The sequence below is a fragment of the Bradyrhizobium sp. USDA 4461 genome (assembly GCF_054055655.1).
Genome location: NZ_JBSRXM010000001.1, coordinates 2,641,132 through 2,667,093 on the forward strand (window position 1 = coordinate 2,641,132; position 25,962 = coordinate 2,667,093).

The 25,962-nt window shown below is 65.8% G+C and carries 23 protein-coding genes and 1 tRNA gene; 6 read left to right on the forward strand and 18 right to left on the reverse strand.

The genetic code is table 11. The annotated features are described in order from the left end of the window. Positions 1-16: 16 nt before the first annotated feature. The 9 genes from ACVINW_RS12350 to ACVINW_RS12390 all read right to left on the reverse strand — a co-directional run bounded on the left by ACVINW_RS12350 (position 17) and on the right by ACVINW_RS12390 (position 9,115). Positions 17-1,393: a S41 family peptidase gene (locus tag ACVINW_RS12350; protein ID WP_456751541.1), complete on the reverse strand. Its 1,377-nt coding sequence runs from the start codon at positions 1,391-1,393 to the stop codon at positions 17-19. Then, positions 1,390-2,772: a murein hydrolase activator EnvC family protein gene (locus tag ACVINW_RS12355; RefSeq protein WP_456751542.1), complete on the reverse strand. Its 1,383-nt coding sequence runs from the start codon at positions 2,770-2,772 to the stop codon at positions 1,390-1,392. Before ACVINW_RS12355 ends, ACVINW_RS12350 begins: the two co-directional genes overlap by 4 nt. Positions 2,773-2,812: 40 nt before the next feature. Beyond that, positions 2,813-3,295, reverse strand: a complete 483-nt coding sequence (rlmH, locus tag ACVINW_RS12360) for a 23S rRNA (pseudouridine(1915)-N(3))-methyltransferase RlmH (protein WP_456751543.1) — start codon at positions 3,293-3,295, stop codon at positions 2,813-2,815. A 50-nt stretch (positions 3,296-3,345) separates the two neighbouring features. Then, on the reverse strand, positions 3,346-3,714 hold the full coding sequence (gene rsfS / locus ACVINW_RS12365; RefSeq protein ID WP_016847840.1) for a ribosome silencing factor: 369 nt from the start codon (positions 3,712-3,714) through the stop codon (positions 3,346-3,348). Between the two features lie 188 nt (positions 3,715-3,902). Further along, on the reverse strand, positions 3,903-4,526 hold the full coding sequence (locus tag ACVINW_RS12370; protein ID WP_456756379.1) for a nicotinate-nucleotide adenylyltransferase: 624 nt from the start codon (positions 4,524-4,526) through the stop codon (positions 3,903-3,905). Between the two features lie 45 nt (positions 4,527-4,571). Next, the gene (locus ACVINW_RS12375; protein ID WP_456751544.1) at positions 4,572-5,864 is read right to left on the reverse strand and encodes a glutamate-5-semialdehyde dehydrogenase; all 1,293 of its coding nucleotides are present in this window, start codon (positions 5,862-5,864) and stop codon (positions 4,572-4,574) included. Between the two features lie 184 nt (positions 5,865-6,048). Continuing rightward, positions 6,049-7,191: a glutamate 5-kinase gene (proB, locus tag ACVINW_RS12380; protein WP_456751545.1), complete on the reverse strand. Its 1,143-nt coding sequence runs from the start codon at positions 7,189-7,191 to the stop codon at positions 6,049-6,051. Positions 7,192-7,272: 81 nt separating this feature from the next. Then, entirely contained in the window at positions 7,273-8,328 is a 1,056-nt protein-coding gene (gene obgE / locus ACVINW_RS12385) for a GTPase ObgE (RefSeq protein ID WP_456751546.1), read from the reverse strand. A 280-nt stretch (positions 8,329-8,608) separates the two neighbouring features. Beyond that, complete coding sequence (locus ACVINW_RS12390) at positions 8,609-9,115, reverse strand: MaoC family dehydratase (RefSeq protein WP_456751547.1); 507 nt, start codon at positions 9,113-9,115, stop codon at positions 8,609-8,611. Between the two features lie 142 nt (positions 9,116-9,257). Between ACVINW_RS12390 and ACVINW_RS12395 the strand changes: the two genes are divergently transcribed. Further along, complete coding sequence (locus ACVINW_RS12395; protein WP_456751548.1) at positions 9,258-10,172, forward strand: DMT family transporter; 915 nt, start codon at positions 9,258-9,260, stop codon at positions 10,170-10,172. A gap of 220 nt (positions 10,173-10,392) precedes the next feature. Here ACVINW_RS12395 and ACVINW_RS12400 read toward each other — a convergent pair whose 3' ends face one another. The 3 genes from ACVINW_RS12400 to rplU form a co-directional block, all read right to left on the reverse strand. Continuing rightward, positions 10,393-10,989, reverse strand: coding sequence for a GNAT family N-acetyltransferase (locus tag ACVINW_RS12400; RefSeq protein WP_456751549.1), 597 nt, complete (start codon positions 10,987-10,989; stop codon positions 10,393-10,395). Positions 10,990-11,158: 169 nt separating this feature from the next. After that, entirely contained in the window at positions 11,159-11,428 is a 270-nt protein-coding gene (rpmA, locus tag ACVINW_RS12405) for a 50S ribosomal protein L27 (RefSeq protein WP_028336337.1), read from the reverse strand. Positions 11,429-11,530: 102 nt separating this feature from the next. Next, positions 11,531-11,986 carry a 50S ribosomal protein L21 gene (gene rplU / locus ACVINW_RS12410; protein WP_456751550.1) on the reverse strand — a complete coding sequence of 152 codons (456 nt, stop codon included), beginning with the start codon at positions 11,984-11,986 and terminating at the stop codon, positions 11,531-11,533. Between the two features lie 360 nt (positions 11,987-12,346). Between rplU and ACVINW_RS12415 the strand changes: the two genes are divergently transcribed. Next, positions 12,347-13,489: an ROK family protein gene (locus ACVINW_RS12415; protein ID WP_456751551.1), complete on the forward strand. Its 1,143-nt coding sequence runs from the start codon at positions 12,347-12,349 to the stop codon at positions 13,487-13,489. Between the two features lie 341 nt (positions 13,490-13,830). Here ACVINW_RS12415 and ACVINW_RS12420 read toward each other — a convergent pair whose 3' ends face one another. Beyond that, positions 13,831-14,694 (reverse strand): alpha/beta fold hydrolase, encoded by an 864-nt coding sequence (locus tag ACVINW_RS12420; RefSeq protein WP_456751552.1) that lies wholly within the window; start codon positions 14,692-14,694, stop codon positions 13,831-13,833. Between the two features lie 213 nt (positions 14,695-14,907). Here ACVINW_RS12420 and ACVINW_RS12425 point away from each other — a divergent pair. Continuing rightward, positions 14,908-14,997: transfer RNA gene (locus ACVINW_RS12425), tRNA-Ser, on the forward strand. A gap of 232 nt (positions 14,998-15,229) precedes the next feature. Here ACVINW_RS12425 and ACVINW_RS12430 read toward each other — a convergent pair. The 3 genes from ACVINW_RS12430 to ACVINW_RS12440 all read right to left on the reverse strand — a co-directional run bounded on the left by ACVINW_RS12430 (position 15,230) and on the right by ACVINW_RS12440 (position 20,905). Further along, positions 15,230-16,828 (reverse strand): ABC-F family ATP-binding cassette domain-containing protein, encoded by a 1,599-nt coding sequence (locus ACVINW_RS12430; protein WP_456751553.1) that lies wholly within the window; start codon positions 16,826-16,828, stop codon positions 15,230-15,232. 132 nt (positions 16,829-16,960) lie between these two features. Continuing rightward, a complete protein-coding gene (locus tag ACVINW_RS12435; RefSeq protein ID WP_456751554.1) occupies positions 16,961-18,280 on the reverse strand; it encodes an Hsp70 family protein in 1,320 nt (439 codons plus the stop codon). A 249-nt stretch (positions 18,281-18,529) separates the two neighbouring features. Next, the gene (locus ACVINW_RS12440; RefSeq protein WP_456751555.1) at positions 18,530-20,905 is read right to left on the reverse strand and encodes a glucose/quinate/shikimate family membrane-bound PQQ-dependent dehydrogenase; all 2,376 of its coding nucleotides are present in this window, start codon (positions 20,903-20,905) and stop codon (positions 18,530-18,532) included. Positions 20,906-21,235: 330 nt separating this feature from the next. Here ACVINW_RS12440 and ACVINW_RS12445 point away from each other — a divergent pair, with 330 nt between their 5' ends. Next, the gene (locus tag ACVINW_RS12445; RefSeq protein WP_456751556.1) at positions 21,236-21,985 is read left to right on the forward strand and encodes a class I SAM-dependent methyltransferase; all 750 of its coding nucleotides are present in this window, start codon (positions 21,236-21,238) and stop codon (positions 21,983-21,985) included. A 182-nt stretch (positions 21,986-22,167) separates the two neighbouring features. Here the strand turns inward: ACVINW_RS12445 and ACVINW_RS12450 are convergent, their stop codons facing one another. Both ACVINW_RS12450 and ACVINW_RS12455 read right to left on the reverse strand, forming a co-directional pair. Then, positions 22,168-22,656 carry an SRPBCC domain-containing protein gene (locus ACVINW_RS12450; RefSeq protein WP_456751557.1) on the reverse strand — a complete coding sequence of 163 codons (489 nt, stop codon included), beginning with the start codon at positions 22,654-22,656 and terminating at the stop codon, positions 22,168-22,170. Positions 22,657-22,663: 7 nt separating this feature from the next. After that, entirely contained in the window at positions 22,664-23,620 is a 957-nt protein-coding gene (locus ACVINW_RS12455) for a LysR family transcriptional regulator (RefSeq protein ID WP_456751558.1), read from the reverse strand. A 101-nt stretch (positions 23,621-23,721) separates the two neighbouring features. On the opposite strand from ACVINW_RS12455, the gene ACVINW_RS12460 reads away from it, so the two are divergent. Together ACVINW_RS12460 and ACVINW_RS12465 are read left to right on the forward strand one after the other, a co-directional pair. Beyond that, positions 23,722-24,903 (forward strand): MFS transporter, encoded by a 1,182-nt coding sequence (locus ACVINW_RS12460; protein WP_456751559.1) that lies wholly within the window; start codon positions 23,722-23,724, stop codon positions 24,901-24,903. A gap of 23 nt (positions 24,904-24,926) precedes the next feature. After that, complete coding sequence (locus ACVINW_RS12465; protein WP_456751560.1) at positions 24,927-25,961, forward strand: aldo/keto reductase; 1,035 nt, start codon at positions 24,927-24,929, stop codon at positions 25,959-25,961. The last annotated feature ends 1 nt before the right edge of the window (position 25,962 follow it).

Genomic DNA, 25,962 nt, shown 5'->3' on the forward strand with positions numbered 1-25,962 from the left:
AATCGATCGGATCGGATTAGTTCGCGGACTTGTTGGCCGGCTTGTCGGCCGCGGCCTTGTCGCCGGGCGCCTTGTCACCGGCCGGTGCCGGCGTGGCGTTCGAGGTCGACTTGATGCCGTGCAGCAGATCGTCGGCCATTTTCAGCGCCTTGTCGTCCTTGGCATCCGGCGGGACGTAGGACTGCGAACCGGTCTTCTCGTCGCCATCGTTCTTCAGATGGCCGCGCAGCGAGGCCTCGCCCTTGGTATCGGTGCGCGCCTTCAGCTCTTCCGGCACGTCCTGCAGCACCTCGATATCGGGCACGATGCCCTTGGCCTGGATCGACTTGCCCGACGGCGTGTAATAGCGCGCGGTGGTCAGGCGCAGTGCGCCGTTGCCCGAGCCGAGTGGGATGATGGTCTGCACCGAGCCCTTGCCGAACGAACGGGTGCCGACCAGCGTTGCCCGCTTGTGGTCCTGCAGCGCGCCCGCGACGATCTCAGACGCCGAGGCCGAGCCGCCGTTGATCAGCACGATGACCGGCTTGCCCTTGGTCAGGTCGCCCGGATGGGCGGCGCGGCGCTGGGTTTCCTCGGCATTGCGGCCGCGGGTCGAGACGATCTCACCACGCTCCAGGAAGGAGTCGGACACGGTGACCGCTTCTTCCAGCAGGCCGCCGGGGTTGTTTCTGAGGTCGATGATATAGCCCTTCAGCTTGTCGCCGATCTGGCCCTGCAGATTGGCGACCTCCTTCTTCAGGCCTTCGGTGGTCTGCTCGTTGAAGGTGGTGATGCGGATATAGGCGATGTCGTCGGCCTCGACGCGCGCGCGCACCGAGCGGACGCGGATGTTGTCGCGCACCAGCGTGACGTCGATCGGATTGTCCTGGCCCTTGCGGATGATCTTGAGCTTGATCTTGGTGTTGACCGGACCGCGCATCTTCTCGACGGCCTGGTTCAGGGTCAGGCCCTGCACGGCTTCGTCGTCGAGGGTGGTGATGATGTCGTTGGCCATGATGCCGGCCTTCGAGGCCGGAGTGTCGTCGATCGGCGAGACCACTTTGATCAGGCCGTCTTCCATCGTGACTTCGATGCCGAGGCCGCCGAATTCGCCGCGGGTCTGCACCTGCATGTCGCGGAAGCTCTTGGCGTCCATGTAGCTCGAATGCGGATCGAGGCCGGACAGCATGCCCGAGATCGCGGATTCGACCAGCTTGGAATCATCCGGCTTCTCGACATAGTCGCTGCGCACCCGCTCGAACACGTCGCCGAACAGATTGAGCTGGCGGTAGGTGTCCGACGTCGCGGCGCGCGCGCTCGATCCCATCAGCACAGCGCGGGGCTGCGTGACGAAAAGCGTCAGGGCCGCGCCGGTGGCGGCGCTCAGGAGAATTACCGAAGTCTTGCGCATCATCCGCGAACCTTTTCGCCTTCATTTGCGGCCCACCATGGACCTGGATCGATTGGAGTGCCGTCTTTCCGGAACTCGACATAGAGCACTGGCTGGCTCGCATTGGTCGCGAGAATGGATGCAACCTGGGACGTCGACCCCATGGTCGCAACCGGCTCCCCCGTCAGTACAAACTGGCCGATGTTTACCGAAATACGCTCCATCCCGGCGATCAGGACATGATACCCGCCCCCGGCATTGAGGATCAAGAGTTGTCCATAGCTGCGGAAAGGACCAGCGTAAACTACCCAGCCGTCACACGGGGTTGTGACCTGCGCGCCCGGCTTGGCCGCCAAAGAAATGCCTTTTTGTACGCCTCCCGCGCCATCGGAACCGCCAAATTCGCGAATCTTGGTGCCATTCACGGGATACGAGAACAGGCCCTTGGCCGAGGCGAAGGCGACCGCCGGGCTCATGCGGGCGGGATCCTTCAGGGCTCCCAGATTCGGCTTGCCGTTAACCGTCGCCGGCGCCCCCTGGAGGCTCGCCGTGGCGGCGGCCTTGGCCGCGCTCTTGAGGTCCTGCTCCATCTTGGCGATCAGGCTCTGCAGGCTGTCGGCCTGCTTGGCCAGCGCGACGGCGCGCGCGCCTTCCGCCTCCATGTCCTTTTCCGCCGCGCTCTGCTGCCGTTGCCGTTCGTCGACCAGCGCCGCAAGCCGGGTCTGGTCTTCTCTGAGCTTGTCGCGGTCGGCCGCCAGCGCATCGCGCTCGGCGGAGATGGTCTTGCGCAGCGCGACCAGTTCGCCGAGGTCGGCGGCAAGCTTCTCGGCGCGGACCCGCAGCTCCGGCACCACGGCGCCGAGCAGCATCGCGGTGCGCAGCGATTGCAGCGCGTCCTCCGGCCGCACCAGCAGCGCCGGCGGCGTGCGCCGTCCGGCGCGTTGCAGCGCGGCCAGCACCTCGATCACGTCGGAGCGGCGTGAATCGAGCGAGCTGCGGATCTCGCGCTCGCGGCCGTCGAGCGGCTGCAGGCGTGCCTCGGCATCCGCGATCCGGGTCTCGACGCCACGCACCTGGCCGGCAATGTCGATCAGCTCCTGATTGAGCTTGCTGCGGTCCTGGCCGATCGCCGCGATGTCGGCCTTCAGCTTCTCCTGCTGCTCGGCCGCCTTGCGCTGCTGTTCGCGCGCGGCCTCGAGCTCCTGCTCGCGCTGCTTGATGGCGTCGGGCGAGGTCTCCGCCGTTGCGGCCTGCTGCGCCGGCGGCGCGGGTTGCTGCGCAGGTGATGTCGTTTGCGCGTGCGCTGCTGACAGCTGAGCGGCGAAGATTGCGACCGACAAAGCCTCCGGCAGCCAGCGGCGCGCGGTGCCGAAATACGAAACTGTGTCCCGCTTGTGCTGCATTCGCGTGCGTTCAGCGCTTTCGACTGTCGGCCACCGCGCCTTACGCGCGATGATAGGGGTGGCCGGCCAAAATGGTTGCGGCCCGATAAATCTGTTCCAGAAGCATGACGCGGACCATTTGATGCGGCCAGGTCGCGGAGCCGAATGCAATTCGCAACGAAGCCTTGCGCTGCAATTCCGGCGAAAGTCCGTCCGCGCCGCCGATCACGAAAGCCGTATGCGGCTGTCCCTCGTCGCGCCAGCGGCCGAGCTGCTGCGCGAAGCTTGCGCTGTCGATGCTCTTGCCGCGTTCGTCGAGCGCGACCAGCATGTGCTTGTCCGGCAGCAGCGCCGCGATCGCCGCAGCTTCTTCCGCGATCCGCGCAGCCGTGTCGCGCGCGCGGCTCTCCGCAATCTCATGAATCTCCAGGCCGCGAAAGCCGAGCTTGCGGCCGATATCCTCGAAGCGCTCGCGGTACCGCTCCGCGAGCTCCCGTTCAGGGCCCTGCTTCAGGCGGCCGATGCAGATCACGACAAGGCGCATCAGCGCAAACTATCTGCGCTGCAGCCGATTCGCATCGGCTTCGACACCCCTTAGACCGCCGCGACCGCCGGGTTCTGAGTCCACAACCGTTCGAGATTGTAGAACTCGCGCACCTCAGGCCTGAACACGTGCACGATCACCTCGCCGGAATCGATCAGCACCCAGTCGCAATTGGGCAAGCCCTCGACATGGATGTTCTTGACCCCGTTTTCCTTGAGGCTCTTCGTCACATTTTCCGCGATCGCGCCAACGTGCCGGTTCACCCGGCCGGTGGTGACGATCATGTAGTCGGAATATGCGGATTTGCCGCGGAGGTCGATGGTGACCGTCTCTTCCGCTTTCATGTCCTCGAGGCGGGAGAGGATCAGGCTCAGCGTCTTGTTGGCATCCGGTTTGTCGGCGTCCGGTTGCGCCTGCAAGGCCGCGGTTTTCGTCGATGTTTTACGCGCAGTCTTTGGAACCTTGGGTAAAACAGACTTTGACAATACAGATGTGGCCAGGGACCATTTCCTTTCACTGTATCGCGGGGGCCGAATCCTCGGCACCCACACACCATACTACGCATGTGGGGTTAATGGTTTCAATATTCCAGTAACCCTTTTGCGCTTCACGCCGTTCTCCAGCTCCCGTCCGGGTTCCGCAGACCGGTCGAAGACAGATTGGATTTCATTCCTGTCAGGAACACCCAGGCCGGCGCCTGCTGGTCGGCCAGCCGTGTCGCCTGATTTTCGGGCATGCGATAGCGCGAGAGCGCCTGCGCCGCCGGTGCGGCAAGGGCGCGAAAGCTCTGGGGCGGCCGGTCGATCACGGCAATCGGCACATCGGACGCGATGCGCCGCCAATCCTTCCAGCGATGGAATTGCGCGAGATTGTCAGCGCCCATGATCCATACGAAGTGCACGCCGGAGACACGACGGCGCAAGTGGATGATCGTGTCGACAGTGTAGCGGGTGCCAATGACAGCTTCGAGACAGCTGATGTCGATGCGCGGATCGTCGGCGACGCGGCGCGCCGCTTCGGCACGTTCGGCAAGCGCATGCAGGCCGTCATGGTTCTTCAGCGGATTGCCCGGCGTCAGCAGCCACCACACGCGATCGAGTTGCAAGCGCTTCAGCGCGAACAGGCTGATGGCGCGATGCGCGGCGTGCGGCGGATTGAACGAGCCGCCAAGCAGCCCGATGCGCATGCCGTTGGTATAGAACGGAAGCGCCTGGGCTGCGGACAACGGCACGGTGGAAGCTTGCTGCAAGGATCTACCGTGTGCGTGCGACAATGATCACGGCCGTGTCTGCCCGGTGCCGTGGACGCGGTATTTGAAGCTGGTCAACTGCTCGGCGCCGACCGGGCCGCGGGCGTGGAATTTGCCGGTGGCAATGCCGATCTCGGCGCCGAAGCCGAACTCGCCGCCGTCGGCGAACTGGGTCGAGGCGTTATGCAGCACGATCGCCGAATCGACCTCGTTGAGGAAACGCTGCGCGGCAGCGGCATCCTCGGTCACGATCGCATCGGTGTGATGCGAGCCGTGATTTTGAATATGCGCAATCGCTTGATCGAGGCCGTCGACGATCTTCGCCGAGATGATCGCGTCCTCATATTCGGTGTTCCAGTCCTCGTCGGACGCGGGCTTCACCCTCGCGTCGGCGCCCTGCACGACGTCGTCGCCGCGCACCTCGCAGCCGGCGTCGAGCAGCAGCGCGACCAGCGGCTTCAGTTTCGTCGCGGCGGCGTTGCGATCGATCAGCAGGGTCTCGACGGCGCCGCAGACGCCGGGGCGGCGCATCTTGGCGTTGAGCACGACCGACTTGGCCATGTCGAGCTTCGCAGTGGCATCGACATAGATGTGGTTGACGCCCTCGAGATGCGCGAACACCGGCACGCGCGCCTCGGCCTCGACGCGCGCGACCAGGCTCTTGCCGCCGCGCGGCACGATGACGTCGATGCCGCCGTTCAATCCGGTCAGCATCAGGCCGACGGCGGCGCGGTCACGGGTCGGCACCAGGGCGATCGCGGCCTCGGGCAAGCCGGCCTCACGCAGGCCCTGCACCAGGCAGTCATGGATCGCGCGGCAGGAGCGGAAACTGTCGGAGCCGCCGCGCAGGATCACCGCGTTGCCGGACTTCAGGCACAGCACGCCGGCGTCGGCGGCGACATTGGGACGGCTCTCGAAGATCACGCCGATGACGCCGAGCGGCACCCGGACGCGCTCGATCGTCATGCCGTTCGGACGCTGCCAGCTTTCGGTGACGGCGCCGACCGGATCGATGATCTCGCGCACGGTCGCAACGCCATCGGCCATGCCGTCGACGCGCGCCTGCGTCAGGGTCAGGCGGTCGACGAAGGCCGAGGTCATGCCGCCCGCGCGGGCTTCGGCGACGTCCTCGGCATTGGCGGCAAGGATGGCCGGCGCATTTGCGCGGATGGCGCGTTCGATCGCGGTGAGCGCCCGGTTCTTCTGCTCCGCCGGCGCCAGCGCCAGCACGCGCGCGGCGGCGCGCGCCTTGGCGGCGAGGTCGGTCATCAGGACGGTGAGATCGGCGTTGCCGTCGATCGCCTTCGGGGGGGCGCTCATGGAAGTCCCAGCTCTTGTTTGAGCATGATCTCTTCGGAAAACCGGTGCCCACTTTTCCGGATCATGCTCTAAGGCCATGTTCTAGCATGGCAATTGAGGGGTGGCGAGGCGCGGAACCGGCATGGCAGATGGGCGGCCGGCCGCCGCGCTCGGCCGATGGCCCACACAATGCCTGCCCAATGGCCTATTTGGCCGGGATCGCGCCGGCTGGGCCGATCACGAGGTCGTCGCGATGGATCATCTCGGACCGGCCGCTGATGCCCAGAATGGTCATCACGTCGGGCGAGGAGCGGCCCATGATCTTCTCTGCGTTCTCGGCGTCGTAGGCGACCAGGCCGCGGCCGATCTCGTGGGTGTCGGGGCCGCGCACCACCACGGCATCGCCGCGAGCGAACTGGCCGTCGACCCTGACAACACCGGCCGGCAGCAGGCTCTTGCCGGCGCGCAGCGCGGCCACCGCACCGGCATCGATGGTCAGCGTGCCCTTCGGCTCGAGCGAGCCCGCGATCCAGCGCTTGCGCGCGGTGACGGGATTGGCCGGAGTGAGAAACCAGGTGCAGCGGCCGCCGTCGGCGATCGCCTGCAAGGGATGCTCGATCTTGCCGGAGGCAATCAGCATGTGGGTGCCGGCAGTGGTCGCGATCTTCGCGGCCTCGATCTTGGTGGTCATGCCGCCGCGCGACAGCTCGGAGCCGGCCGAGCCCGCCATCCCCTCGATCTCCGCAGTGATGCTTTCGACCACCGGGATCAGTCTGGCGTCGGGATCGAGCGCCGGCGGCGCGGTGTAGAGGCCGTCGATATCGGACAGCAGGATCAAGAGATCCGCGCTCGCCATGGTGGCGACGCGGGCGGCGAGGCGGTCATTGTCGCCGTAGCGGATTTCCGTCGTGGCGACGGTGTCGTTCTCGTTGATCACGGGCACCGCGCCCCATTCCAGCAGCTTGGCGATGGTCGAGCGTGCATTGAGGTAGCGGCGACGCTCCTCGGTGTCCTGCAACGTGACCAGGATCTGCCCGGCCCCGATGCCGTGATGGCCGAGCACCTCCGACCAGATCCGCGCCAGCGCGATCTGGCCAACCGCTGCGGCAGCCTGGCTCTCCTCGAGCTTCAGCGGGCCGCGCGGCAACTTCAGCCGGCTGCGGCCGAGCGCGATCGAGCCCGACGACACCACCATGACCTCGCAGCCGCGCTTGTGGAGTTTTGCGATGTCCTCGACCAGCGCGGCGAGCCAGGATGCGCGCAACTCGCCGGCCTGCGAGTCGACCAGCAGCGACGAGCCGACCTTGACGACGATGCGGCGAAAGTTCTTGAGCGCGGGGCGTTTCATGGGTTCGGTCTGGCAGGAAGGTGGAAGCAAGAGGCGCCACGAGTGGCATGGAAAGTCCAAAGGGCGTTCGGCTCGCGCCGCTCAGCCCTGCGGCGGCAGCGGCGTCGCCCACGGCTCCGCCTGGCCGCCCTTGGCCTTGTTGGACACCGGCGCCTCGCCGATCACGTCGACCAGCGCACGCAGCGCATCCTGCACGCCTTCACCGGTCGCACCCGACAGCAGCAGCGGCGTCTTCTTCGCGGCCCGCTTGAGGCGGTCCTTCTGCTTCTTCAGCTCGTCGGGCATCACAGCATCGATCTTGTTGAGCGCGACGATCTCGATCTTGTCGGCGAGCTGCCCTGCATAGGCTTCGAGCTCGGTGCGCACCGTCTTGTAGGCCTTGCCGGCATGCTCGCAGGTCGCATCGATCAGGTGCAGCAGCACGCGGCAGCGCTCGACATGGCCGAGGAAGCGGTCGCCGAGACCGGCGCCTTCATGCGCGCCCTCGATCAGGCCGGGGATGTCGGCGAGCACGAATTCGCGGCCGCCGTAGTTCACGACGCCGAGCTGCGGATGCAGCGTGGTGAAGGGATAGTCGGCGATCTTCGGCCGCGCCGCGCTCACCGCCGACAGGAAAGTCGATTTGCCGGCATTGGGCAGGCCGACCAGGCCGGCATCGGCGATCAGCTTCAGCCGCAGCCAGATCCAGCGCTCTTCGCCGGGCGCGCCGGGATTGGCGTTGCGCGGCGCGCGGTTGGTGGAGGATTTGAAATGCGCATTGCCGAAGCCGCCATTGCCGCCCTTAGCCAGCACGAAGGTCTCGCCGAGCTCGGTGAAGTCGTGCAGCAGGGTCTCGCGATCCTCGTCGAACACCTGGGTGCCGACCGGCACTTTCAGCACGATCGACTTGCCGTTGGCGCCATGGCGGTCCTTGCCCATGCCATTGCCGCCCTTCGGCGCCTTGAAGTGCTGCTGGTAGCGGTAGTCGATCAGCGTGTTCAGCCCGTCGACGGACTCGATGATGATGTCGCCGCCGCGGCCGCCATTGCCGCCGGAGGGGCCGCCGAACTCGATGAACTTCTCGCGCCGGAACGCAACGCAGCCATTGCCGCCGTCGCCCGAGCGAATATAGACCTTTGCTTCATCGAGGAATTTCATGATCGGTACTAGTTAAGGCAGGCCGGTCCCTGCGGCAACCCGCAAGCGCGCCGACTTCAGCGAAAAGCCTTAATTTTCGGGCCTTTTTGCGGCCCTGAGGCGTGACGAAGTCAGGTTGAACTGGCGCCGCTAACACCCTGCGCTCCCTCTCCCGCTTGCGGGGAGGGCTGGGGTGGGGGTATTGCCGCGAATCCCATCGTGGAGAGAGCCCCCACCCGCCGCGCTACGCGCGTCGGCCTTCCCCGCAAGCGGGAGAGGCGAAACGAGTTTGCGGCCCGACTCAGCCAAAATCACCACGCTTTGGCGGCGATGCAGGCCGCCTCCGGACCAGGAATTTCTGCGTGCCCTCCAGCACCAGCTCGCGGCGCTGGTTGTGCACGGTCGAGCGCAAGGTCACGACGCCCGTCGTCTTGCCGGGCGACAGCTCGATCACCTCCAGCGCCGGGTAGATGGTGTCGCCGGCATAGACCGGCTTCAGGAACCTGCTCGACTGCTCCAGGAAGCCGACCAGCGACTCCTCGACGACATAGGGAAACAGCCCCGCGCCGGGCGCGGTGTGCACCAGGGTTTGGAAGCCGTGCGCCAGCAAATCGGGCATGCCGCGGTTGCGGCAATATTCGACGTCGTAATGGATCGGATGGGTGTCGCCGCTCGCGGTCTGGAACGCGGCAAACACCGCCGACGTCTGGGTCCGGCTCGGGATCACGAAGCGCTCGCCGAGCACGAAATCCTCGAACCAGCGCTGCGCGGGGACCATGCGATGCTGGGTGGGGTCGAACTCGCTCATGCGGCGTTTCCTGCTCTTTTTGTTGCCGGGATCGGCTACCGGTATCGCAGCGATGCGGGTGCGGCAATCCGTTCAATTCGTCATGCCCGGGCTTGTCCCGGGCATCCACGGCTCTTAAACCGGACGACCCGGGAATCCCTCCATGAGCCTGTTCGCAAAACTGTCCTCCTACGACGATCGATCGGCGCGGCTCGCCGGCATCGGCTTGATGTTGCTGTCGATCTTCATGTTCTCGTTCGGCGACGCGATGGGCAAATTCATCGTCGCCACCTATTCGGTCGGGCAATTGTTGTGGCTGCGCGCCTGCGCGGCGCTGCTCGTGCTGCTGCCGATCGTGTGGCAGCGGCGCGCGGATTTCCTGCATCTGGAGCGGCCGTGGCTGCAATTGCTGCGGGTCACGCTGTCGACGCTGGAGGTCGCGGCGTTCTTCCTGGCGACGGTCTATCTGCCGCTCGCCGACGTCATCACCTACTATTTGGCCGGGCCGATCTTCGTCACCGCGATGTCGGGCCTCGTGCTCGGCGAGCAGATCGGCTGGCGACGCTGGACCGCGATCCTGGTCGGCTTTTGCGGCGTGCTGATCGCGCTCAGGCCATCGGCGCAGACCATCAGCTGGCCGGCGATGATCGCGCTCGGCGGCAGCCTGTCGTTTGCGGTGCTGATGCTGATCACGCGCTCGCTGCGCGCGACGCCCGATATCGTGCTGGCGACGTCGCAATTCGGCGGCACCTTCATCCTGGGCCTGGTGCTCTCGCCGTTCGGCTGGGTGACGCCGTCGGCCGGCAGCCTGGTGCTGTTCTTCACCGCCGGCATCATCTCGGTTGCGGCGCTGCTCTGCGTGAATCGCTCGCTGAAGCTCGCGCCGGCCAGCGTGGTGGTGCCGTATCAGTATTCGATGATCGTCTGGGCGGTGATCTTCGGCTTCGTGGTGTTCGGCGACGTGCCGTCCTGGGCCACTATCGTCGGCGCCGCCATCATCATCGCGGCCGGCCTCTACATCTTCGTGCGCGAGCAGCAGCTCGGACGCACCGACTCCGCGGTGAATCCGCCGGCGTAATGGTGCGCGGCGGGCAAAAGCGTCCCCGCATAATAGCTGTCGTCCCTGCGAAAGCAGGGACCGATAACCACCACCTGCGCTGGAGCCACAGCTCGGCCGAGCAACGACCATTTGTGGTGATGGGTCCCCTGAGTTCGCGGGGGCGACGACCTGTGGCGCGATCGTGCTCGTGAGGGTGGGCACGCTCGCGCTTTGCCCACCCTACGCAATGTGCTGGTGTTCAGCTCTCGCGCCGGGTCGAGTTGTTCCAGCTCTTCAGCGAGGTCCAGACGCCGCGTGACAGGCGGAAGGCGTCGACCGGGCTCGATGAGCCCAGCGCCTCGAAGCGGTGCAGCTCGACGCCGCTCCACTGGAAGCCGCACTTCTCGAGGATGTTGCGCGACGACGGGTTGACGACGCGGGCGCCTGCGATCAGCTGGTCGAGATCGAACTCCTCGAAGAAGTAGTCGATCACGGCGCGCGCGGCCTCGGTGCCGAAGCCCTGGCCCCAATAATCGACGCCGAGCCAGTAGCCGAGTTCGGCCGATGTCTCCTCGCGCCAGTCGATGCCGACCATGCCGATCGGCGTGTGATTGTTCTCGATCAGGAAAACGGTCTCGCGTCCGCCGGCGCCGAGCGCGCGCACGAAATCGATGGCGTCGTCCTGGGTATAGGGATGCGGCAGGCGGCGGGTGTTCTCCGCGATGCGGCGGTCATTGGCGAGGCGTGCGATGGCTTTTACGTCCGCGAGCGTCGGCTTGCGCAATGTCAGCCGTTCGGTCTCGAGGACGCAAGCTCTTGCCTCACGCAAGGTCGGCGTCGGGATGTCCTGCAGCATGTCGAGCTCCTGTGATGCGAAAATCGTTACGCAACGCTTGGAACGTCACGCGCGGTCGAACCGGATCGCGCGCAACAAAAAGGGGAGGCCGGTCATCCCGCCTCCCCTTGGAGCCCTTTGCGACTCCGCCGGTTCAACAGGACCCGGCGGACTCGTATGTGTCCACCGTCTACTCGGCCGCTTCCGCCATCGGGATAACCGATACGAATGTGCGGCCGTTGGCTTTGGCACGGAACTCGACATGACCCTCGATCTTGGCGAAGAGGGTATGATCGGTGCCCATGCCGACATTAAGGCCGGGATGCCAGGTGGTGCCGCGCTGACGCGCGATGATGTTTCCGGGGATCACGCGCTCGCCGCCGAACGCCTTGATGCCAAGGCGTTTGCCCTTGGAATCACGTCCGTTGCGCGATGAACCGCCTGCTTTTTTGTGAGCCATAGCTCGTCTCCGACTTCGCTTTGATCTCTAGATCAATTCCTTGACGGAATCATTTCACATTTTGTCACGCTTCACATCTGAGAGCGCGACGATCACTTCTTCTTAAGCCTTGGCCGCGGCCTTCTTGGCCGGAGCCTTCTTCGCGGCGGGCGCCTTCTTCTTGGCCGCCTTCGGTGCTGCGTCCTCGCCATCGGCGGGCGCTGCGACCTTTTCCTTCTTCGGCCGCGGGCCGATGGTCGGCTTGGCGTTATCGGCGAGGATCTCGGTGATGCGAAGCACCGTGAGCTCGTCGCGATAGCCGCGCTTGCGGCGTGAATTCTTGCGGCGACGCTTCTTGAACGCGATCACCTTGGCGCCGCGCTTGTGCTGCAGCACTTCGGCCGCAACGGTGGCGCCTGCCACGGTGGGCGTTCCCAGCACCGGCGTGTCACCGCCGAGCACCAGAACTTCGCCTAGCTGCACGATCGTGCCGACGTCGCCGGCGATCTTGCCAATCTCGAGTACATCATTCGGAACGACGCGGTACTGCCGGCCGCCGGTTTTGATGACTGCGAACATCGTTTGATTCCTTCGTGTTCGGTTCCGGCCTCGGACCGATGGTCCGGGTCGGCTTTTTGTTCAGTCGCTATGGGTTATGTGTTTCGCGCGAAAGGGAATGAATTCCCAAATGGCCCGCACAAAAACAATCGGCGCGAGAAATCCCCGCGCCGGATGGGCGGACTTATAGCCGCAAACCACCGAGAGTCAAGGTAAAGCAGGGCAAAAACCGGCCAAAGATGAAGGGTTTGGCGTGCTTTTTGCCCGAATTCGCCACCTTGACCGGAGCTCTCGGCGCTGCCGGCGGCTCCGCCGCGCGGAGAGCAACCATTTGAGTTCCCGGCGGTTAGTGGAGGAAATCTCTCGGGCAGGCAAGGACGAATGGCAGAAGAGGCTGGACTGACCACGGGCATCGCGCACCACGGTGCCGCGCGGCTGCCATCCGTCGATATCGACAGTTTCAACATCGAGCTGAAGGACGACGAGGGCTTTCTCGGCGATCGCGCCTCCAAGGGCGCGTTCCGCAAGATCCTCGACCGCTGGCGCAAGCCGCTGCGCAAATCCGGCGAGGATCCGTTCGGCGACGAGCCGTCGGACAAGATCAGCAAGAAGAAGCTCGACGAGATGCTGGTCGGCGACGACACCGAGGCCTCCGCGGTCGTGCACAGCGCCATCGAGGAGTTCGCCCAGGAGCTCGCCTATGTGACGCGGCGCTTCCTCAACACCAAGGCCTGGGCCAAGACCGAGCGCATCGTGGTTGGCGGCGGCTTCCGCGACTCCAGGCTCGGCGAGCTCGCCATCGCGCGCACCGACATCATCCTGAAGTCGGAAGACTTCAAGGTCGACCTGGCGCCGATCCGCTTTCATCCCGATGACGCCGGCCTGATTGGCACGCTGCATCTGGCGCCCTCGTGGATCTTCGAGGCCCATGACGGCGTGCTCGCCGTCGATATCGGCGGCACCAATATCCGTTGCGGCGTCGTCGAGACGCGCTGGAAGAAGGCGCCCGATCTCTCCAAGGCGGCGGTCTGGAAGTCGGACCTGTGGCGCCACGCCGACGACGAGCCGACGCGCGAGGGCGCGGTGAAGCGGCTGGTGAAGATGCTGAAGGACTTGATCGCCGCCGCCGAGAAGGAAAATCTCAAGCTCGCGCCATTCATCGGTATCGCCTGTCCCGGCGTCATCAAGGAGGACGGCGGAATCGAGAAGGGCGCGCAGAACCTGCCCGGCAATTGGGAGAGCAGCAAATTCAACCTGCCGGCGAATCTGGTCGAGGCGATCCCGCAGATCGGCGATCATGATGCCGCGATCGTCATGCACAATGACGGCGTGGTGCAGGGGCTGTCCGAAGTCCCGTTCATGCAGGATGTCGCGCGCTGGGGCGTGCTGACCATCGGGACCGGGCTTGGCAATGCCCGCTTCACCAATCGCAGGAAGGACAACGGCAAAAGCGAGAAGGCCGAGGACAAGGACGACGACAAGAACGAGAAAAAGGCCAAAAAAGCCAAGAAGGCCGAGGCCTGAGCCGGCGCGTGCTCGTGCGATCGCGCGTAAGGTCGATCGGCTAGCCTGTAGCCTGGATGGAGCCAACGGGTCGCGCGAATGCGCGCCCGGTGACAGGCTCCGCGCAATCCGGGCAGGCGACGCTCCCGGCCAAACGGGTCGCGCCACTGCGTGCCGATGACGCCCGGTAAGGTTGACCGGTTAGGTTAAGATCGGCTTCGCGTTGCCGTTTCGACACCGGCCGCTACCGTGGACCGTGTCGCTCCCGCCGACCGGCGAAGCCGCACTTCCCGGCCTGCAATACTGAAAAGCGGCACGGGACCGCCAGTTTTTGTCGCGTCCTGGCGGTCCCACCACTTCTCTCACTTCCAATTGATCCGCGCGAAGAAGCCGGCGATCTCGGCGGCCGCGCGATCGGGGTCCTCGCGATGCGGGAAATGCCCGACATCGGGAAACATCTCCAGATCCAGATTGGAGAAGGTCTCGCCCAGCCGGTCGGTCCATGAGTAAGGAAACAGCGGGTCGTGCTCGGCCCAGCGGATGCAGGTCGGGACATTGATCGGCGGCAGCGCCGGCGCCTCGCCCTGCATCATCTTCACGCGGCCCGCGTGTGAGGCGCGGTAATGCGCGAAGCCGCCGGCGAGGTTGCCCGGCTTGAAGAAATTGTCGGCGAAATCCTCGAGCACGTCGTCGAACGCGGCCTTGCGGTGGGTCCAGTTGTGCAGGAAATGGCCGATGTAAGTGCGGCAGCTCTCGCGGCTCGTGCCGACCAGCGCGGGCGCCATCTCCATCTGGTGGAACGACTGGTACCAGATGTGGTTCAGCCGGTCCGGCGCGGCCATTCGTGTGCCGATGCCGGGATAGACGAAATCGAACAGGAACAGCCCGGCGATTCGCTCGGGCGCCTTGCGGGCGAGTGGCTGCATCACGGCGCCGCCGACGTCGTGGCCGACCACGCCGGCTCTGTCGATCCCGAGCCCATCCAGCAGCGCCAGCATGTCGTCGGTATGCTGATCTGGACCGTAAGGCCCCTGCGGCTTGTCGCTGTCGCCGAAGCCGCGCAGGTCGGGCGCAATCAGGGTGTAGCGGTCGGCCAGCCGCGCCATGACAGGCTCCCAGGTCAGCCAGAACTCCGGCCAGCCGTGCAGCAGCAACAGCGGCCTGCCGCTCCCGGTCCGCGCGACGTGGAACGCCGCGCCATTGGCTCGAATCGTCACATGCTCCATGGTCCGCTCCTGCTGCCTCTGGCTCGCTTGCACGCCGATCGAACCAGAGCCGTCCTGCTAGCGCGTTGTTTCCGCGCACGTTCTTGCGCCGCTCCGGCATTTCGGTGGAGTGGCGCGCCGGTGACGGAAATATTATTGCAGCGCCTTGTCTGTCCCGCCAACCTCGCCTAGAACACGCCCCGACCGCGGGTGGCGCAAATCACCCGGGCCACTGGAGAGGTGGCAGAGTGGTTGAATGCACCGCACTCGAAATGCGGCATAGGTGCAAGCCTATCGGGGGTTCGAATCCCTCCCTCTCCGCCACCCTTCGCCCTGTCCAGCCCGGACACATAGGTAACCGATCGTACCTAAGACATGGGTGACAGCCTCGTGCCGAACGGCTTGTCGAGGGATTGCAGGGTTTCTGGTCCAGGTACCGGCCGCGTGTCTCGAGGAAATCGCGCACTGGGGCAGCGAAGCGCGCCGGTCCATCAGTCGCGGCCGCCGCGGACTCCTTTGCATGGGGTTGTTTTCGCCATTTTGGTGGGAGGCTCGTCTATCGTCGGCGGGGATGGGTGCCGAGCTCGAACCTGCGGGTGATCGCGATCGCATCCAGGAAGGCTTCGTCGTGGCTGACGACCAGCAGCGCGCCGTCATAGGCGCGCAGCCCGGCCTCGACCGCTTCCATCGATTCGATATCCAGATGATTGGTCGGCTCGTCGAGGATCAACAGCGGCGGCGGCGTTGGGCCGCCCAGCACACAGGCGAGGCCGGCACGCAGCAGCTGGCCGCCGCTGAGGCTCGCAACGATCTGCAAGGCAGCATCCGCGCGGAACATGAAGCGCGCCAGCGCCGCGCGGCACGCGTTCTCGTTCGTCTCCGGATTGATGCGGCGGAAATTATCCAGGATCGGGGCCTGTGCATCGAGCAGGCTGACCGCCTGATCGAACATCGCAAAGCGGGTCATCACCTCGACGCTGCCGCGCGTCGCCGCCAGCTCGCCGCTGACGAGCCTGAGCAGCGTCGTCTTGCCGGCGCCGTTGGGGCCGGTGATCGCGACGCGCTCCGGACCTGAGATCGAGAAGGTGAGATCACGCAGGATCGGCGCGTCCGCGGCGTAGCCGGCGTCGGCCGCCTCGATCCGCAGTACCATCCTGCCCGCCGGCAGCTGCGTCGACGGCAGTTGCACCGAGAAAGGTTGCAGCACCTCGATGCGCTGGCGCGTCGTGGCGGCCAGTTCGAGCGCCTGGGTCCGCCGGCGCTCGGCGAGGCGGACCTTCTCGCCGCCGGTGTCTTCGCTGCGATCCCGGCGCAGTCCGGCAGCGATCCGCGGGATGTCGCCCTTGGCGCGCTTCTTCGCGCCGGTGCCGTCCTTGCGCGCTTGCCGTTCGGAGGTTTCCCTTGCCTTGCGGTCGATCTCGGCGACGCGCTTCTCGGCATCCGCCAGATCGTGGCGTGCGGCCGACAGCTCGACGGCCTTGCGCGCACGGTACTGGCTCCAGTTGCCCCCGTAGCGTCTGGCTTCAAGCGAGGTCAGCTCGACGATCGCATCCATGGTCTCGAGCAGCGCGCGGTCGTGGCTGACGATGATGGCGCCATGCCGCCACCCGGCGAGCAGGTCGATCACCGCCTGGCGTCCCGGGCGGTCGAGATTGTTGGTGGGTTCGTCGAGCAGCAGAAAGTCGGGTTCTGCAAAAGTCAGCGCGGCGAGGCGCGCCCGGGTGGCCTGTCCGCCCGACAGCATCGACAGCGGCGCGTCGAGCACGTCGCTCAGTCCGACCTGCGCGAGCGCAGCCGCGATGCGCGTATCGAGCGTCCAGTCGAGCTCCGCAAGCTCCTCGGTGCTCGCAAGGCCCTGCTCGGCACGGCGCAGTGCAGTGAGCGCATCGCGCGCGTCGAACAGATCGATGACGCATTGGTCCGGCTGCACCTGAACCGTCTGATGCAGCATCGCGACACGTCCCTGCACCGAGACCGCGCCGGAGTGTGGCGCGCGCCGGCCTGCGATCAGGCCGAGCAGCGTCGTCTTGCCGACGCCGTTGCGGCCGACGAGACCGGTCCGCTCGGGTCCGAAGCTGAGATCGATGTTGGAAAGGAGAACCCGGCCGTCAGGCGCGGACAGGGTCAGATGGGAGAGCGTGATCGATGCTGGCATGGAAATCCCCGTGGGCAAGGCTGATGGGCATTGCGGTCCGGGTGAAATCCATGGTCGTAAGCATCCTCGGGGATTGATGATCGAATGGATGTAATCCCGCATTGAGCCGGGATCAAGGCGCGAAGCGAAGCGTCACGCCGCTTCGGCGAAGGTCCAGCGATCGGGATCAGGCGTGTGGCCGATCAAGGCGAGACCATAGGCGATCGACTCGAATTGATCTGACGAGGTCAGCCGCGCTGCGCCAAAACGCTCGGCGAACAGGCGCTGCACCGCCGGCACGAACGAGGTGCCTCCGGTCAAGAACACCTTCTCGACATCGCGCGCGGTGATGCCGGATTTCGCCAGCGCCTCGTCGACGGTCGCGCCCAGCCGCTCGATATCGTCGGCGATCCAGGATTCGAAATCGTCGCGCGTCACGGTCGCGCCGATATCGATGCCGGCGCGGGCAAAGCGGAACTCGACGCGGTCGTGGCTCGACAGCGCGACTTTGGTATCGGAGACGGCGCGGTACAGCGCGAAGCCGAGATCGTGGTCGACGATGGTGATGAAATCGTTCAGCGGCGCCGGATCGAGCGCGGTGCGCGCCAGCTGCTGCAATTCGCGCAAATCGCCATTGCCCCGCATCATCGCGAGCTGGTGCCAGCGCGCGAGGCTCGAATAATAGTGATTGGGGATCGGCAGCACCTTGTCGAACGAGCGGTAGTTGGTGCCCTTGCCGAGCCGCGGCGAGACGATGTGGTCGACGATGCGGTAGTCGAAAGTGTCACCGGCGATGCCGATGCCGGAATGTCCCAGCGGTTCGGCGCGCAGCACGCCGCCCTTGCGCGAGAACCGCATCACGGAGAAATCGCTGGTGCCGCCGCCGAAATCGGCGACCAGCACGGTGGCGTCGTGGTCGAGGCTGCGCGCAAAGGAGAACGCCGCGCCGACCGGCTCGTAGACATAGCGCGCATGGCCGGCACCGAGCCGCTCGAACGCGGCGCGATAGCGCTGCATCGCGAGCTCGTCGTTGGGATTGCCGCCGGCGAACTTCACCGGGCGGCCGACCATGATGGTCGGTGCGCCCAGATCGAACCCGTCGCCGGCATGGCGCGTCAGCGTGCGCAGGAACGCCGCCAGCAGGTCCTCGAACTTGTAGCGCTGCCGGAATATCTGCGTGGTGTTGAAGGCCGAGCTTGCCGCAAACGTCTTGAACGACTGAATGAAGCGATGGATCGTGCGCCCTTCGAGGAATTGCTCGATCGCCCACGGGCCGCCCTCGGCGCGCGGATGCAGGCCGGCGCCGGGCCGCTCCTCCCAGAAGCACAGCGCCGACACATAGACGCTATGCGTGCGGCCGCCATGGTCGAAGCGGATGGCCTCAACGCGGCCGTCGGCATCGGACAGCGCGACCACGGTGTTGCTGGTGCCAAAATCGACGCCAATCGAGACGGCGGGCGGGGCGCTCGACATGTCATGCTCGGAATATGATGTGAAAGGGGGCGGACCTTTAGCGGCTTTGGCCGGACTTGCCAACCCTTGCCGACGCTATCCGAGTTGGGCCAGTTCCACCGCCCTTTGGAAAGGGGAGGTCGCTTTGCCCGCCAGAGCAAAGCGGGTGGGGATCTGCTCTCTCCACTTGCACCGTTGCCTGTGGTTGACCCATCCCGACCTTCCCCGTTTTAGGGGAAGGAGAAGAGAGCCCGGCCCCGATGAAGCGATTCAATCCCCCAATGCGTAGGCGATGACGTAGTCGCCGCGCTTGGTGCCGAACGAGCCGTGGCCGCCGGCCGCGGTGACGATGTATTGCTTGCCGTCGGCCTCGTAGCTCATCGGCGTCGATTGCGCGCCGGCGGGCAGGCGATCTTCCCACAGCACCTTGCCGTCACGCACGTCGTAGGCCCGGATCGTGTACTCGTAGGTCCCGGTGTAGAACGCGACGCCGCCCGCGGTGGTGATCGGCCCGCCCAGCATCGGCACGCCCAGCTTGAACGGAAGCGGCAGCGGCGTGGTGTCCCGGATCGTGCCGTTGGGATGCTGCCAGACGATCTTCATCGTCTTCAGGTCGATCGCAGCCATCGAGCCCCATGGCGGCCGGTAGCACGGCACGGAGAGCGGCGACAGGAAGCTCGAAATATCGACGCCGAACGGCGTGCCGTACATCGGCTGCACCCCGACCTCGCTGCCGACCGGCTTCTCCGCGGTCGGCGCCGGTGGATTCTGCGGGCCGCGCGGAATGAGCTTTGACGCAAACGGCAGCGACATCGGATTGGCGATCGCGATCTGCCTGACGGGATCGACGGCGATGCCGCCCCATTCGAACATGCCGAGATTGCCCGGGAAGACCAGCGTGCCCTGCAACGACGGCGGCGTGAACGTGCCCTCGTAGCGCAAGCGGTGGAACATGATCCGGCACAGCAACTGGTCGAAGATCGTGCCGCCCCACATGTCGGCGCCGGTCAGCTTTGCCTCGGGGCGGAAGGTCAGCTCGGAGAACGGCTGCGTCGGCGCGCTGCGGTCGCCGGGCGCGGCGCCTTGCGGTACCGGACGTTCCGGCGCCGGCACGATCAATTCGCCGGTCCTGCGGTCGAGCACGAAGATGTTGCCGACCTTGGTCGGCTGGATGATCGCGGGAACGACGCCCTTGGCCGTCGTCACATCGACCAGGCTCGGCTGCGAGGGCACGTCCATGTCCCAGAGGTCATGATGCACGGTCTGGTACGACCAGGCGCGCTTGCCGGTGTTGACGTCGAGCGCGACGATCGAGCTCGAATAGCGCTCGACCAGCGCATCGCGATTGCCGCCCCAGATATCAGGTCCGTTGTTGCCGGTCGGGATGTAGACCAGGTTCAGTTTCGGATCGAACGAGGCGGTGATCCAGGAGTTCGGCGAGCCGTTGGTGTAATGCCGCGTCGGCGACGGCAGCGCGTTCTCGTCGGCCGCGGCGGAGTCCCAGGCCCACACCAGCTTGCCGGTGTAGACATCGAAGCCGCGGATCACGCCCGACGGCACCTCGACCGCGTAATTGTCGATCACCGCGGCGGCCACGACCAGGATCTTGTCGCTGACCACAGGCGGTGAGGTCGGCTCGAAGAAGCCGGCGGTCTTGATTCCCATGCCCTGCTGGAGGTCGAGGATGCCGTGATCGGCAAAGCCGTCGCACAGCTTGCCGCTGTCGGCATCGAGCGCGATCATGCGGCCGTCATTGACCGGCAGGAAGATCCGGCGCGGGCATTCGGCCGGCGCCGGGCTGCCGCCGGAGTCGACGGCACCGGCCGCAGTCTCGTGATAGGAGACGCCGCGACAGGTCATGTGCTGGAAGGTCTTGTTGTGCACGAGCTTGGGGTCGTAGCGCCAGCGTTCCGTGCCGGTCTTGGCATCGAGCGCGAACAGCACCTGGTGTTGCGAGCAGAGATAGAGCGTGTCGCGCACCTTGATCGGGGTGACCTCGAAGGTCGTCTCGCCGGAATCCTCCGGCGTTGCCACGTCGCCGGTGCGGAAAGTCCAGGCGACCTTGAGCTTGCCGACATTGTCGGGCGTGATCTGCTTCAGCGGCGAGTAACGTTGTCCGAACTGCGTGCGTCCATAGGCGCGCCAGTCGCCATCCGGCTGCGGGTCGGCTTCGCTTTGCTGCACGGCCGCGCCGGCCTCGGTAATCGTGCCGTTGATGTCGTGATAGCTCGACAGCAGTCCGACGACGAGCACGGCGGCTGCCGCCACCACGCCGATCCAGAGCGGCGCGGTCGCGCGCCCGTAGGACACCGGCTGGTGTCGCGAGAGCCCGCGAACGATCACCGGCGTCAGCAGCCAGAGTGCCATCGGGAAGATGACGTCGCCGCGCGCCGCGAGCGGCCACCAGTCGAATCGTACCTCGGCAACCGCCCATGCCAGCGTGCCGACCAGCACGATCGCAAACAGCCAGAGCGCCTGACGGCGCTGCGCCAGCAACAACGCGGCGGTGGCGAGAATGCCGATGCCGAGAATGACGTAGAAGATCGATCCACCCAGTGCGGCGAGCCAGATGCCGCCGCCCGCGATGACCGCGCCGATCACGGCGTAGACGATAGCTGTGATGAAAATTGCCCGCGATCGCTGCATGGCTGCACCAGTGCGGAAGAGGCACCGGGCTTGTCCCGCGCAAGCGCAACAGACCACGTCCGCTTTCAGGAACTGTGGTTCAATCATGGGTAACTTGCAACCTGGAACTGCGATGTTGATGCAACACAGGCGTGCAAAGTTGCGCTGCTTGCCGAAGCAAGATCATTCAAACTGCGCGCAGTTGTTCGAGAAGCAGCAACGCCAGGTGCCTCGCGCTGACGCAAAGGTGACGAAGCTTCGGCGAATTTTGAATCGACGCGCTCTTCCAGTTCTGCGCAGGCACTGTTCTATACCGTCAGCCAGATTTGCCGGCTCGCAGGAGAAGCTCACATGACACTGAACCCTACGGCCAGGAATTACAGCGTCGCTGTCGCCGCCTATGAGGCGGGGCGGCCCAGCTACCCTGCGGAGATCATCGCCGCGCTGCCGCTGCAGTCCGCGGGTTGTGTTGTCGACCTCGGTGCCGGAACCGGCAAGTTCACCCGCCTGCTGCTTCAGCATCTCCCCACCACCGCGCGTCTGGTCGCAGTCGAGCCCGTCGCGGAAATGTCGGCCAGGCTGGCCAAGGAGGCGCGGGTGGAGGTCATCAACACGCATGCCGACGCGATCGATCTCGACACCGGCAGCGTCGATCTGGTCACCTGCGCCCAGGCGTTCCACTGGTTCGACAATGAGGCGTCGGTCGCCGAGATCGCGCGCCTTTTGCGTCCCGGCGGAACGCTTGCGCTGGTCTGGAACAACAGGGATGACCGCGCGCCGTGGGTCGACGCGTTGTCCGTCATGATTGAAGAATACGCGGGAGATACGCCGCGGCAACGGTCGGGACGCTGGCGCTGGATCTTGAAGGATCCCCGCTTCGTGCTCGAGAAGGAGATCGTGCAGGACCATCCGCACCGGATGGCGCGCCAGGACGTGTTCGAGCGCGTCGCATCGACCAGCTATGTCGCCAATCTTCCCGCTGCGGAGAAGGCGGCGCTTCGGGGAAAGACCGACGATATCCTGCGCGAGGCCGGCCTCGGTCAGGCCGACGAGGTGGTGTTTCCTTATGTCACGCAGCTCTTTTTGCTGAAGCGGGTCTAGTCTTGCTGCGTCACGATTCTGGCTCCGTCGTCATTGCGAGGAGCGATAGCGACGAAGCAATCCATCCAACCGCGTTTCCGGACAGATGGATTGCTTCGCTTCGCTCGCAATGACGGCTGGATTCGTTCATAGCCTCGCAGGACCAGCGGAAAGCGCCTGTGATGTAGTAAGACTAGACCGTGCTACTCCGCAGCGCGTCTTTCCTCGACCGCCTGCTTCAGGCGGGGAAGTGTCATGCGCCAATAGAAGGCGACATGCTTCGCGCCGGACTCAGGTCCGATTTCCCATCCGTCCCCGCGGCGAACCGGCGACGGCGGCACCTGCTGGGTGACGGTCAGCAATGTCTCATCGCCCTCAGTTGCGAGCGTCATCGTGACAGTCGCATAGGATTGCGGAACATCGGGCAGGCCGGAGACCTTTGACCAATAGGCGTATGCGAGCTGCATTGGCGGCTCGACATGGAGCACGCGTCCCTTGTCGCGATAGCGCTTCGCCCCGATCTCCGCCTCGATCTCGATCGGGGCGCCGATCTGCCAGTCGGTCTTGAAATGCGCATTGCGCCATGTCTCGCCCGCATTGGCGGCCATGATCGCGTCCCATACCTGTTCCGGCCGCGCGGCAATGCGGATCGTCTCGGTGACCGTCTGCAAGATCGGGGTTTCGCTTGTCATCGGATGCTCACTTGTCGCCCACGATCTTCCATTTGCCATCCGCGCCACGCCGCAGCGCCGGATCACCGACCCTGATGTGTTGCGCAAGAAAGTCGATGAAGGCGCGCACCCGCGCCGGCAGCGGACCGGCGTGCCCGACATAGACCGCGTGGATGTCCTCGCGGTCGCCGGGATTGAGATTTTGCAGCACCGGCACCAGCCGCCCGGCCTCGATATCGGGGCCGATGTGGAACAGTGCCAATCGTGCCACCCCGATGCCGCCGAGCGTCAACTGGCGCGCGGCCTCGCCGTCGCTGGCGCGGGCGACCGGCGGCGGCAACGCCTCGTCGATCTTTTCGGCGCGGCGGAACGGCCAGCCGCGGATGCTGCGCGGAAAAGTCCAGCCGATGCGGCGATGGGCGGCGAGGTCGGCCGGGGTCTTCGGCATGCCGAAGCGGGCGAGATAGGAGGGCGCGGCGACCACCGCCATCCGGCTGGTGCCGAGCTTGCGCGCGATCAGCCGTGAGGCGCCGAGCGGGCCGGCGCGGATCGCGACGTCGGCGCGCGCCTGCATCAGATCGACCAGCGTGTCGGTCAGCACGAGGTCGAGGGTGATGTCGGGATGCTCCCGCATGAAGCGCGGCAGCAGCGGCATCACATGCAGCATGCCGAACGGGATGTTGCTGTTCACGGTGAGATGTCCGCGCGGCACGCAGGAGGCGGCCTCGCGCTCGGCCTCGTCGATGTCGGCGAGGATACGCTGGGCGCGCTGATAGAAGGCCTGGCCTTCCTCTGTCAGTTGCAGCTTGCGGGTGGTGCGGTTGACCAGGCGCGTGCCGAGCCGGGTCTCCAGCCGGGACACCAGCTTGCTGACGCCGGACGGCGTCAGGCGCAGGCTGTTCGCGGCCGCGGTGAAGCCGCCGAGATCGACCACGCGGACGAACACGTCCATCTCGCCGGAGCGGTTGGTATCTGTTCGGGCCATCTTGAATTCAAGTCACAAATGATTGGATTGCGGCCATTCTAGTCCTTCCCCGCCTGGACCGCTATCTCGCATTGCGGAATCTTCACCTTCCGGAGCGACACATGCCTCTCGCAGTCCTTGCCCTGACCGCCGGTGCCTTTGGCATCGGCACCACCGAATTCCTCATCATGGGGCTGTTGCTGCAGGTCGCCGCCGACATGCACGTCTCGGTCTCCGCGGCGGGCCTATTGATCTCCGGCTATGCGCTCGGCGTGTTCGTCGGCGCGCCGATCCTGACGCTCGGGACGCGGCGGATGCCGCGCAAGGCGGTGCTGCTGGCACTGATGGCGATCTTTACGCTCGGCAATGCCGCCTGCGCGCTGGCGCCGAACTACGAACTCCTGATGGCGGCGCGCATCCTCACCTCGCTGGCACACGGTACCTTCTTCGGCGTCGGCTCGGTGGTCGCGACCAGCCTCGTCCCGGAGGACAAGCGCGCGTCGGCAATCTCGACGATGTTCATCGGCCTCACGGTCGCGACCCTGCTCGGTGTTCCCTTTGGCGCCTGGTTCGGCCTGATGCTCGGTTGGCGCGCGGCATTCTGGGCGGTGGCGGCGATCGGCGTGATCGCGTTCATCGTGCTGGCGGTGCTGGTCCCCGGTCATGTCGGCGCCAACGACAAGCCGGCGCCGCTGCGCGAGGAGCTCGCCGTGCTCGGTCGCCCGCAGGTGCTGCTCGGGCTTGCCATGACGGTGTTCGGCTTCGGCGGGCTGTTCGCGGTGTTCACCTATGTGCAGCCGATCCTGACCCGGCTCACCGGATTTTCCGACGCCGCGGTGTCGCCGATCCTGCTGGTGTTCGGCGCCGGACTTGCGATCGGCAACGTCGCCGGCGGGAAGCTCGCGGACAAGGGACTTGCGCGTGCACTGCTGGTGTCGCTCGGCGGCCTCGCCGCCGTGCTCGTCGTGCTGGTGGCGGTGGTCTCGATCAAGGCATTGGCCGTGGCGTTGCTGTTCGTGCTCGGCATCGCGTCATTTGCGACCGTCGCGCCGTTGCAGCTGCGCGTGCTCGAGTCCGCCGGCGCGGAAGGGCGGACGCTGGCCTCCAGCCTGAACATCGCAGCCTTCAATCTCGGCAACGCGCTCGGCGCCTGGGCCGGCGGCGTCACCATCGATCGCGGCCTCGGGCTCGGCGCGTTGCCGCTGGTCGCCGCAATCATTACCGCGGTCGGACTGCTGCTCGCGCTGTGGAGCCTGCGCCTCGACCGGCCGGCCGTGCTGGCCGCGCAGTGCCCGGCCGAATGAGCCGCATCACAAGGAGTATGACCATGGAATACCGCAATCTCGGCACCTCCGGCCTCAAAGTACCGGTGCTTAGCTTCGGCACCGGCACCTTCGGCGGCCAGGGACCGTTGTTCTCGGCCTGGGGCCGCAGCGACGCCAGCGAGGCGCGGCGGCTGATCGACATCTGTCTCGAGGCCGGCGTCAATCTGTTCGACACCGCTGATGTCTATTCGAACGGCGCGTCGGAAGAAATCCTCGGTGCCGCGATCAAGGGCCGCCGCGACAAGGTTTTGATCTCGACCAAGACCGGCCTGCCGATGGGCGACGGCCCGCTCGATGCCGGCACGTCGCGATATCGCCTGGTCGCGGCGGTCGACGCTGCGCTGCGCCGGCTTGGTACCGACTATATCGACCTGCTGCAGCTGCATGCCTTCGACGCCTTCACGCCGGTCGACGAGGTGCTGTCGACGCTCGATACGCTGGTGCGCGCCGGCAAGCTGCGTTATGTCGGCGCCTCGAATTTCTCCGGTTGGCATTTGATGAAATCGCTCGCCATCGCCGAGCGGCACGGCTGGCCGCGCTATGTGGCGCACCAGGTCTATTATTCGCTGGTCGGCCGCGACTATGAATCCGAGCTGATGCCGCTCGCGCTCGATCAGGGCGTCGGCGCGCTGGTCTGGAGCCCGCTCGGCTGGGGCCGGCTCACCGGCAGGATCCGGCGCGGCAAGCCATTGCCGGCGAACAGCCGTTTGCATGAGACGGCGCAGTTCGGGCCGGCGGTCGACGACGAGAAGCTCTACGCGATCGTGGATGCGCTGGACATGGTCGCCGCCGAGACCGGCCGCAGCGTGCCGCAGGTCGCGCTTCGCTGGCTGCTCACGCGCCCCAGCGTTTCATCCGTCATCATCGGTGCGCGCGATGAGGCGCAGCTGCGCGACAATCTCGGCGCGGTCGGATGGTCGCTCTCGCCGGACCAGATCGCGCGTCTCGACAAAGCGAGCGCGATGATGCCGGCCTATCCATATTACCCCTATCGCATCCAGGAGGGCTTCGCGCGCCTGAACCCGCCGGCCGTATGAG

Coding starts and splice junctions, on each gene's coding strand:
- ACVINW_RS12435 (WP_456751554.1), bottom strand. CDS start 18,280: ATGTCGAGCGCCCCGCCCGCCGTCTCGATTGGCGTCGATTTTGGCACC.
- ACVINW_RS12445 (WP_456751556.1), top strand. CDS start 21,236: ATGACACTGAACCCTACGGCCAGGAATTACAGCGTCGCTGTCGCCGCC.
- ACVINW_RS12415 (WP_456751551.1), top strand. CDS start 12,347: ATGGCAGAAGAGGCTGGACTGACCACGGGCATCGCGCACCACGGTGCC.
- ACVINW_RS12375 (WP_456751544.1), bottom strand. CDS start 5,864: ATGAGCGCCCCCCCGAAGGCGATCGACGGCAACGCCGATCTCACCGTC.
- ACVINW_RS12400 (WP_456751549.1), bottom strand. CDS start 10,989: ATGCTGCAGGACATCCCGACGCCGACCTTGCGTGAGGCAAGAGCTTGC.
- ACVINW_RS12465 (WP_456751560.1), top strand. CDS start 24,927: ATGGAATACCGCAATCTCGGCACCTCCGGCCTCAAAGTACCGGTGCTT.
- ACVINW_RS12390 (WP_456751547.1), bottom strand. CDS start 9,115: ATGAGCGAGTTCGACCCCACCCAGCATCGCATGGTCCCCGCGCAGCGC.
- rpmA (WP_028336337.1), bottom strand. CDS start 11,428: ATGGCTCACAAAAAAGCAGGCGGTTCATCGCGCAACGGACGTGATTCC.
- rlmH (WP_456751543.1), bottom strand. CDS start 3,295: ATGCGCCTTGTCGTGATCTGCATCGGCCGCCTGAAGCAGGGCCCTGAA.
- ACVINW_RS12455 (WP_456751558.1), bottom strand. CDS start 23,620: ATGGCCCGAACAGATACCAACCGCTCCGGCGAGATGGACGTGTTCGTC.
- proB (WP_456751545.1), bottom strand. CDS start 7,191: ATGAAACGCCCCGCGCTCAAGAACTTTCGCCGCATCGTCGTCAAGGTC.
- ACVINW_RS12450 (WP_456751557.1), bottom strand. CDS start 22,656: ATGACAAGCGAAACCCCGATCTTGCAGACGGTCACCGAGACGATCCGC.
- ACVINW_RS12420 (WP_456751552.1), bottom strand. CDS start 14,694: ATGGAGCATGTGACGATTCGAGCCAATGGCGCGGCGTTCCACGTCGCG.
- ACVINW_RS12355 (WP_456751542.1), bottom strand. CDS start 2,772: ATGCAGCACAAGCGGGACACAGTTTCGTATTTCGGCACCGCGCGCCGC.
- ACVINW_RS12440 (WP_456751555.1), bottom strand. CDS start 20,905: ATGCAGCGATCGCGGGCAATTTTCATCACAGCTATCGTCTACGCCGTG.
- obgE (WP_456751546.1), bottom strand. CDS start 8,328: ATGAAATTCCTCGATGAAGCAAAGGTCTATATTCGCTCGGGCGACGGC.
- ACVINW_RS12430 (WP_456751553.1), bottom strand. CDS start 16,828: ATGCCAGCATCGATCACGCTCTCCCATCTGACCCTGTCCGCGCCTGAC.
- ACVINW_RS12395 (WP_456751548.1), top strand. CDS start 9,258: ATGAGCCTGTTCGCAAAACTGTCCTCCTACGACGATCGATCGGCGCGG.
- ACVINW_RS12350 (WP_456751541.1), bottom strand. CDS start 1,393: ATGATGCGCAAGACTTCGGTAATTCTCCTGAGCGCCGCCACCGGCGCG.
- ACVINW_RS12460 (WP_456751559.1), top strand. CDS start 23,722: ATGCCTCTCGCAGTCCTTGCCCTGACCGCCGGTGCCTTTGGCATCGGC.
- rplU (WP_456751550.1), bottom strand. CDS start 11,986: ATGTTCGCAGTCATCAAAACCGGCGGCCGGCAGTACCGCGTCGTTCCG.